7 protein-coding genes and 2 pseudogenes are annotated in these 7557 nt (G+C 73.1%); 3 read left to right on the top strand and 6 right to left on the bottom strand.

Going from position 1 to position 7557, the window contains the following annotated elements:
• Both EF918_RS29410 and EF918_RS29405 read right to left on the bottom strand, forming a co-directional pair.
• Positions 1-311: pseudogene (locus EF918_RS29410) on the bottom strand (hypothetical protein); the annotation flags it as partial.
• 92 nt (positions 312-403) lie between these two features.
• A complete protein-coding gene (locus EF918_RS29405; RefSeq protein ID WP_260610796.1) occupies positions 404-595 on the bottom strand; it encodes a thiazolylpeptide-type bacteriocin in 192 nt (63 codons plus the stop codon).
• A gap of 350 nt (positions 596-945) precedes the next feature.
• Between EF918_RS29405 and EF918_RS29400 the strand changes: the two genes are divergently transcribed.
• A complete protein-coding gene (locus tag EF918_RS29400; protein WP_125651971.1) occupies positions 946-1194 on the top strand; it encodes a hypothetical protein in 249 nt (82 codons plus the stop codon).
• A 69-nt stretch (positions 1195-1263) separates the two neighbouring features.
• Here the strand turns inward: EF918_RS29400 and EF918_RS29395 are convergent, their stop codons facing one another.
• The 3 genes from EF918_RS29395 to EF918_RS29385 all read right to left on the bottom strand — a co-directional run bounded on the left by EF918_RS29395 (position 1264) and on the right by EF918_RS29385 (position 5583).
• Positions 1264-1623, bottom strand: coding sequence for a helix-turn-helix transcriptional regulator (locus tag EF918_RS29395; protein WP_125651970.1), 360 nt, complete (start codon positions 1621-1623; stop codon positions 1264-1266).
• A 197-nt stretch (positions 1624-1820) separates the two neighbouring features.
• Complete coding sequence (locus tag EF918_RS29390) at positions 1821-2195, bottom strand: hypothetical protein (protein ID WP_125651969.1); 375 nt, start codon at positions 2193-2195, stop codon at positions 1821-1823.
• A gap of 220 nt (positions 2196-2415) precedes the next feature.
• Complete coding sequence (locus EF918_RS29385; RefSeq protein ID WP_125651968.1) at positions 2416-5583, bottom strand: TIM-barrel domain-containing protein; 3168 nt, start codon at positions 5581-5583, stop codon at positions 2416-2418.
• A 208-nt stretch (positions 5584-5791) separates the two neighbouring features.
• Between EF918_RS29385 and EF918_RS29380 the strand changes: the two genes are divergently transcribed.
• Positions 5792-6022, top strand: a complete 231-nt coding sequence (locus EF918_RS29380) for a hypothetical protein (RefSeq protein ID WP_125651967.1) — start codon at positions 5792-5794, stop codon at positions 6020-6022.
• On the opposite strand, the gene EF918_RS29375 is transcribed toward EF918_RS29380, so the two are convergent.
• On the bottom strand, positions 6019-6888 hold the full coding sequence (locus tag EF918_RS29375) for a hypothetical protein (RefSeq protein ID WP_125651966.1): 870 nt from the start codon (positions 6886-6888) through the stop codon (positions 6019-6021). The genes EF918_RS29380 and EF918_RS29375 overlap by 4 nt on opposite strands.
• A gap of 341 nt (positions 6889-7229) precedes the next feature.
• Here EF918_RS29375 and EF918_RS29370 point away from each other — a divergent pair.
• Positions 7230-7557, top strand: a pseudogene (locus tag EF918_RS29370) (hypothetical protein); the annotation flags it as partial.

Genomic DNA, 7557 nt, shown 5'->3' with positions numbered 1-7557 from the left:
GCGGGTTGCGGGGGGCGTCCGTTGTGCAGGGCCCGGCGCAGGGGGAGGACCACGTCGTGGTGGAAGGTGCGGTCGTGGCCGTCGCGGCTGGCGTAGAGCGCGTCGCAGAGGCCGGGCAGCAGCGCCGCCTCGGCGCGCTCCGCCCCGGCGAGGTCGGCGAGCGCGGTCCGGAACGCGGCAGCGGGCGGCTGCTGGGCGGGGTGGCGCAGGACGGTGGCCCGGGCGAGGGCGTACGGCGCGCTGTGCACCCGGTACGGGCCGGGCGCGGGGCGGCCGTCGGGCACGGCAGCGGGCGCTGCGGACTGCGGCATGGTGGTCCCCTCGCTACGTCGAAAAGGCCTCCCGTCCCGCGGTGTTCACCGGGGGACGGGAGGAAGGGTGGTGCGGATCCCGGCGGCGGTGCCTAGACCGAGAGCGGCATCGGCGGCCGTGTCGGGCCGCCGCAGGACGAGGAACCACAGGAGCAGGAGCTGCCCGAGTTCGAGGCTCCGGTCTCGGGGAGCGCGACGGTGTCCCGCATCGAGGTGACGGTGAGCTCGCCGAGGTCGAGGTCGTTCTCGTCGAACGTCACGGTGTCGGTGATGTTGTTGTTCACAAGCGCCTCCTGACAGGTCGTACGTACAGGGCCGACAACACGCGGCGGCCTTTGTGGGGCCGTCACGCACACCATGCTAGGAGGACTTTCACAATTAATTCTCAAGCGCTCCACGGAATGGCTCCTATTCGACCGCAATGCGGCCGATAATCGTCACCGCCGATCCACACCTCATAAAATCGCTCCGAATTCGAGGGGAAAGCGAGCGTTATTCGAAGGGATTGCGCTACTGTCCGCGTCGGTTTATCCGGAGCATTTACCTCCGCCCGGCGGGCTCCGGTGCGCGGTCCCGCGGACACGGGCGGACCCGTGCGGATGCGGGGACGGCGGCGGGGGCAGAGGCTGGGACCATGCACCACGCGCCGATCGTCGTACACCGGATCTCCCCGTCGGGCGGCCGCCGGGTCACCCTGCTGGTCTCGGGCCACGAGGACATCCTGGGGCTGGCGTACTCCGACGCCGACGTCATCGAATTCCTCCGGCGCGCGGAAGTGCCGGACCCGGACGAGGTGGTCCTCGGTGATTCGCCGCTCGTCGACTGGGTCGGCGGAGAGCCCCACGTCTACGCGCAGGAGCCCTCGGACACCGACATCCCCTGAAGCACCTGAAGCACCTGAAGCACGTCTCCGCCCACGCCGGACGGAGAGGAATTCCGGCGGGCACCGCCCTCAGACGCGGGCGCCCGGGCCGGGTCGCGGGGTGTCCGCCTGGCGGAGTTCGGCGAGGAGCTCGCTCTGGCCGGCGAGCAGCTCGGTCAGGATCCGGCGCGCCGCGCGCAGCAGCTCGGCCACGTCGCCGCCCGCGAGGGCGTAGGTGACCGTGCCGCCGTCGCGTACGGAGACCACGATGCCGGAGCGCCGGAGCACCGCCAACTGCTGGGAGAGGCTGGACGGTTCGATCTGGATCTCGGCGAGCAGGTCCCGTACCGGCATCGGACCGTCCTGCAGCAGCTCGAGCACCCGGATGCGCACGGGATGACCGAGCATGCGGAAGAACTCCGCCTTCGCCTGGTACAGCGGTACCTGCATGTCGAGACCACTCCCTGCTGCCGCGTCGACGCCGTTCCTCCCGGGGAAAGCCCATCCTGCTGTTCCGCGGCTCCGCACGGCCCGGCAGTTGACCGGTTCCGGATGTGCCGATGTACCGATGTACCCATGTACCGAAGTGTCGATGTGAAGACATCTTCAACTCGTGGGCGTGCGGAGCCACGGACGAGGACGGGCGGTTACAGCTCCAGGTCGTTCTCGATGCGGCGTAGCTGGTGGCGGGCCATCGCCAGGTTGGAGTTGTCCTTGTCGAGGACGACGTACAGGAACAGGCCCGCGTTCCCGCGGGCCTTGAGCAGCCTGACGAGGTGGTACTGGTTGCCGAGGGTGATCAGGATGTCCTCGATCTCGTCGTTGAGGCCCAGCATCTCCATGGTGCGGACCTTGGCGCGGATCACGTCGGTGTTCCCGGCCGCCGCCACGGCCATGTCCATGTCTTTGCCGCCCCCGAGGGTGCCCAGCGCCATTCCGCTGGCGTAGTCCACCAGCGCAGCGCCCAGGCTGCCGTCGATCGACGTCATCGCCTCCTTGAGCGACGTCTCCACGTTTGCCATCCGGCCCACTCCTCATCAGTTCGACTTCGGGTCGTCAGGGCGACGCTACTGACCGTGCCCGTCCGGGGAGCGGGAACGATCACAGTCGGCGAGAAGTGATCGCCCAGGGGCCGGGTCTGTTCCCCCCGGGGTACGGGACGGACCGACCTCGCCCCCTCCCCCGGCGCCCGGCGGCGGCTCCCGTCGTCCGGGAGCCGCCGCCGGCCGGGGGTCCCGCCCGTCAGGAGCCGAAGCTCCAGCGCTGGGCCGCGCTCCCGTCGCACGCCGTACGGGTCAGCCGGGTGCCGTTGCCGCCCAGGCACGCCCCGGCGTTGTGCAAGGTGCCCTGCGGGCCCGGTTGCCAGGTCTGGGCCGGGGTGCCGGCACACGGCTGCACGGTGATCCGGTTGGCGTTCGCCGCGTCCAGGCAGACCCCGCCGAGGCCGGTGAGCCGGCCGTCGGGGTGCAGGGTCCAGCGCTGGTTGGGGCCGCCGTGGCAGCCGTACAGGGTGGGTTCGGTACCGGGGGTGGTGGAGCTGTGCGGCAGGTCGACGCAGGTGCCGGTGCCACCGTTGACCAGCGTGGTGTCGGTCGGCAGCGGGGCCGCCCGGCCGGTCGCGGTGATCTCGGCGGCGCTGGTCCACGGTCCCCGGCCGCCGGCCTCGGTGAGGGCCCGTACCCGGAGGTAGCGCCCCGTTGCGGCGGCGAACGGCACCGTCTTGGCGGTGGCCGTGTCGGCGAAGGTGCCGGTGGCGACCGGCCGGCCCCAGTCGGCCGTGGTGTCGGAGACGTGGATCTCGTAGCCGCCGATCCGGCCGTTGACCCCGCCGTCCTGGCGCGGCAGGTAGCCGATGCCGTCGACGGTGTAGCGGGCGCCGAGGTCGATCTGGATCTCGTGCGGCAGGGCCGCCGGGGTGCCGGAGGACCAGGCGGTGTGCCAGATGGTGGCCGGGTTGCCGTCGAAGGCGTTCACGGCGCGGCCGTTCTCGGCCGCCGTCTCCTGGCTGTCGGCCTGGACGAGGGACCAGCCGCTGCGGGGCAGCGGTGCGGAGGTCGGCACCGGGCCGGCGTCCGGGACCTTCGTCGCCGTGGCGGTCACCCCGAACGCCCCTGCCTGCGGGCCGGACTTGACCCACAGCACGCCCGCCCGGTCGGCCGGGTCGAAGAACCAGCCGGTGGCCGCGGCGTCGTAGGCGCTCCTGGACGCGAGCTTCGGCAGGGCCGATCCGCCGAGGGTGACCTGAGCGGGCGACGCGGCGACGTGCAGGGCGAGTTCGTAGCCGCGGGTGGCGGGCTTGCCGGCGTAGTCGCCCTGGGCGACGCCGACGGAGACGGTGACGTCGCCGGTCCCGGCCGTGGGGGCGGTGACGTCCACGCGCTGGCGGGCGTACGCGCCGGTCTCGTGGGCGCGGGTCAGGCCGTCGTCCTCGTAGAGGGTGAAGGAGGAACTGCCGCGCGGGTGGATGTCGTAGGTGAGCGGGGTGACCGGCTTCTCGCCGGCGTGGTTCATCTGCGGCCACATCGGCACTATTGCGCCGCCCTTGACGAACATCGGGAGGGTGTCCAGGGGCGCCGCGTAGCCGTTGAGCCAGCCCGGGCCGGCGTACGTCGTCCCGGTCCAGTAGTCGGTCCAGGTGCCGGCCGGCAGGTAGATGCCGTCGCGCACGGTGGTGTCGGAGACGACGGGGGCCACGAGCAGGGAGTCGCCGGCGAGGAACTGTCCACCGGTCAGGTTGCCGCGGGCCACGGGGTCCTCGGGGTACTCCAGGACCATGGCGCGGGTGCTGGGGACTCCGGTCTCGTGGGCGGTACGGCTCATGGTGTACAGGTACGGTGTCAGGCGCATCTTGAGCTTGAGGTACTTGCGGTTGATGGACAGGTACGGTTCGGCGAACCGCCAGGGCTGCTTGTCCTGGTAGCCGGCGGCCGGGTTGGTCGCGCCCCAGCCGGACATGGTCATCAGGACCGGGGTGAGCGCCTTCCACTGCAGGTCGCGGACGTACGTCTGCGGGCTGCCGCCGAAGATGCCGTCGACGTCCCCCGAGGCGTAGTTGAGTCCGGACAGCCCGGCCCCGGCGATCGCGGGGACGTGCCAGCGCATGTCGTCCCAGGTGCCGTACGTGTCGCCGGTCCAGACGACGGCGTTGCGCTGGGTGCCGGCCCAGCCGTCGACGGTCCAGACGAAGCGGCGGGCGTCGGAGTTCTTCTCGATGCCCTCGACGGCCTGGCGGACGCCGTCGAAGGCGTACTTGTAGCCGCCGCCGATCCAGGCGACGTCGGTCTTCACGGCCCGGCTGCCGGCCACGCCGACCTCGTCGGCGATGGCGGACAGGCCCGTGGAGGTCCACAGTCCGGTGTGGAACCCCTTGGCGCGCAGGGCCTCGACGGTGTCCTTCAGCGGCTGGGTGTAGCCGCAGCCGTAGCCGTCGTTGGGCAGGAACCAGCCCGAGGGCATGTCGGCGGCGCGGGCGTCGGCGGCGTATCCGACGACGTCGGGGGTGGTCTGGTGGCGGGGGCGGCCGTGGTCGCCCTGGTAGTCGGGGTTGGAGGCGTTGAAGCAGTCGGCGTTGCCGAGTTCGAAGCCCCACAGGGGTGCCAGGAACGGCTTGCCGCTGACGTCGGTGTAGGCGTCGAGGACGCCCTTGAGGGAGTCGCCGGTGAAGTACCAGGCGTCGAAGCGGGTCTCGTTGTGCGTGAAGGTGCCCGGTGAGGTGAAGCTGTACGAGCCGGGGGCCCAGGTGTTGCGCATCACGCCGTAGTTGCGCGTGGACATGTAGAAGGGGGCCGGGCTGGCGTTGCTGTTCTCCCGCCACCTGTTGTCGACGGCGACCGGGACCGTCCGGCCGCGCAGCGCCCATTCCCCGAGCCGCAGGCCGGTCCCGTAGAACTGCTCGTCGGTGTCCTGGGCGAGGTACTGGGTGGTCTTCCCGCCGGACCAGGAGGTCGGCCGGGTCTCCTCCCAGACCGGGGTGGTGTCGTCGGCCCGGTAGACCGCGAACCGCAGGGGCGACTTGTTCACGTGGACGGACAGGGCCGGGGTGGTGATCCGGTAGTGGCCGCCGGCGTCGGTCCAGTCGGTGACGACGGAGCCGAAGTCGGTGGTGACGGCGAGGTCCCGGCCCGCCGGGTCGTCGGTGAACGTGCCGTCGGGCGAGAGCCAGATGCGGAAGATGTCGGCGCGGGCGACGACCAGCCGGGCCTTGGCCCCACTGGTGGTGGTGAACGTGTACGTGCCGCCGTTGCGGCTGATCCCGGTGACCGAACCGGCGGTCTGCGCCGGGGCGGCGGAGGCGGATCCGGACGAACCGGCGGCGGCCAGGCCCAGGACGGCGAGGGCTCCGGCGAGCACGGCGGCGAGGGCGCGACGGCGGGTGCGGGGCCCGCGGCGCGGGCGGAGGGGCAGTCTCATGGGGCAGCTCCTCACAGAAGCGGTGGGCTGTGGTGGGGCTGATTGGCATGCACCCGGCAAGGTAGCGCGGAGTGGGCCCCAGATGAAGGAAGCTGCTCAGATCGGCCCGATATCACGCACGTTCGCGCACGGGCGCCCCACTCGACGGAGCGCGCACCCCCGCACTCCTGATATAACGCTGCGTATCCACTCTGACTACTCTGCGCACATGTGGCGCACGAAGGAGACCGGCATGCCCAAGGACCAAGGCCTCACCTGGATCGGGATGGTCGTGGTGACCCTGCTGGCCACCAGCAGCGTGATGCTCCCGGCCGTGGCCCGCGCGGAACCGGGCATGCGCCTGGCGGGGTTCACGCGGGAGCATGCCTGCCCGGACCATACGGACCACGAACTGCCGGACCGGCACGGCCGGTTGCCCTGGCGCGAACCGTTGCCCTAGGTCCCGGCGGGCGGGAGGGCCGCCGGGAACGGTGCGGGCGGGAGGTCCTCCCCCCAGGTGCTGCGGGCCGCCTCCAGCACGGCCTCCGCGATCCGGGCCGCCGCCCTACGGGTCCGGCCCCGCGGCCGCGTCCCGCCCGCGAGGCCATGGCCCCGGATGGCCGGATCGTGGGGCAACTCCTGGACGTCGTACAGCCGGTCGGCGAGTTCCGCGGCCGCCGCCCGGACCACGGCCGGCCCGCGCCCGGCGTCCGGGGCCACCAGCACCGCCACCGTCCGGCGCAGCGGGAGCCCGGCCGCGCCCATGGCCGTCACCGCCCGCTGGAGCGTGCGCACCCCCTCCGCGGTGGCGGCGGCGCACAACACCGGCACTGCAAAGGGCAGTTCGCACCACGATCGGGTCAGCCCCCGACCGCCCGCGCGGTACCCGGCGGCCAGCACGTCGTGGGCCACCGGGTGCACGGTGTCGGCCACGAGCACCTGCCAGCCGCCGGCGGACCCGAGCTGGTACCAGGCGGCCGGGTCGGCGGGCAGGTGCAGCGGCGGCGCGTGCCATTCCCGTACGTCCGTCAGCACGTCCACCGCGTCGCGCCGGGCGGCGGCGGCGCGGATCGCGGCGCGCGAGTGCGGCCGGTCCGCGGGCACGGCCGCGAGGCCGGCGCCGCCGGGCGCCCAGAGCGGCCAGGGCGAGACCGGGCGGGCGCCGAGGTCCATCACCACCGTCGTGCCCGCCCCGGACAGTTCGACGGCGAGCAGCCAGGCCAGGGTGGAGCGCCCGGTCCCGCCCGTCGCCGCCATCACGGGGACCACGATCCGGGCGTCCGGCGGCAGCGCGACCGCCGCCCCGGACGCGTCCGTGTCCCGCACCCCGTCCCTCCCCCTTGTTGCTCTTGTTCCTCGGTCCCCTGGTCCCTGCCGCCTGTCTGTCGCCCTTGGCCCTGGTCCCTGTGTTCCCCTGTCCCCGTGTCCCCGGCCCCTTCGGCGTGCGGCCCGTCGGCCCCTGCCGGGTGAACGCCCGCGGGCGCGACCGGGTTACGCCGTTCGGGACCCCCTTCGGCGTCCCCTCCGGGTCTCCTGCGGGCCCCTCCTTCGGTGACCGTCCGGCGCTCCCGCCGGCGCCCTGCCACCATGAGCGCGCCGAGCCACCGCCGAGCCACCGCCGCCGCGCCGTCACCGGCCGTCGCCGCGCCACTTCCGGGAGCCGCCCCGTGTCCGACCGTCCCGCCGCCGCCCGCACCGGCGCGGCCGACCCCGTCCACCTGCCCTGGGGCCACGTCACCGAGCGTTTCTGGGCCCGTGGAGCGTACGGGATCGACGGGCGGCTCGCCGCCATCGCCGCCACCGCGGAGTCCGGGGACCCGGTCCGGGCCGCGGAGCAGGCCGAGGCGCTGGACGGCGAGGTGAGCGGGGCGCACGGGGAACAGCACCCGGCGCTGGTCGACATCCGCGAGGTACGCGGATACCTGGCCCATCTGACCGGCCGGCACACGGTCGCGGTCCGCTGGTACCTGGCGGCCGTCCGGCTGCGGGCCGAGC

The organism is Streptomyces sp. WAC06614 (assembly GCF_003949795.1).
Taxonomy (GTDB): Bacteria; Actinomycetota; Actinomycetes; order Streptomycetales; family Streptomycetaceae; genus Streptomyces.
Note: the sequence above shows the minus strand (reverse complement) of the source record. Positions and strands in the feature narration are given on the sequence as shown.

Coding starts and splice junctions, on each gene's coding strand:
- EF918_RS29400 (WP_125651971.1), top strand. CDS start 946: ATGCACCACGCGCCGATCGTCGTACACCGGATCTCCCCGTCGGGCGGC.
- EF918_RS29390 (WP_125651969.1), bottom strand. CDS start 2,195: ATGGCAAACGTGGAGACGTCGCTCAAGGAGGCGATGACGTCGATCGAC.
- EF918_RS29395 (WP_125651970.1), bottom strand. CDS start 1,623: ATGCAGGTACCGCTGTACCAGGCGAAGGCGGAGTTCTTCCGCATGCTC.
- EF918_RS29380 (WP_125651967.1), top strand. CDS start 5,792: ATGTGGCGCACGAAGGAGACCGGCATGCCCAAGGACCAAGGCCTCACC.
- EF918_RS29385 (WP_125651968.1), bottom strand. CDS start 5,583: ATGAGACTGCCCCTCCGCCCGCGCCGCGGGCCCCGCACCCGCCGTCGC.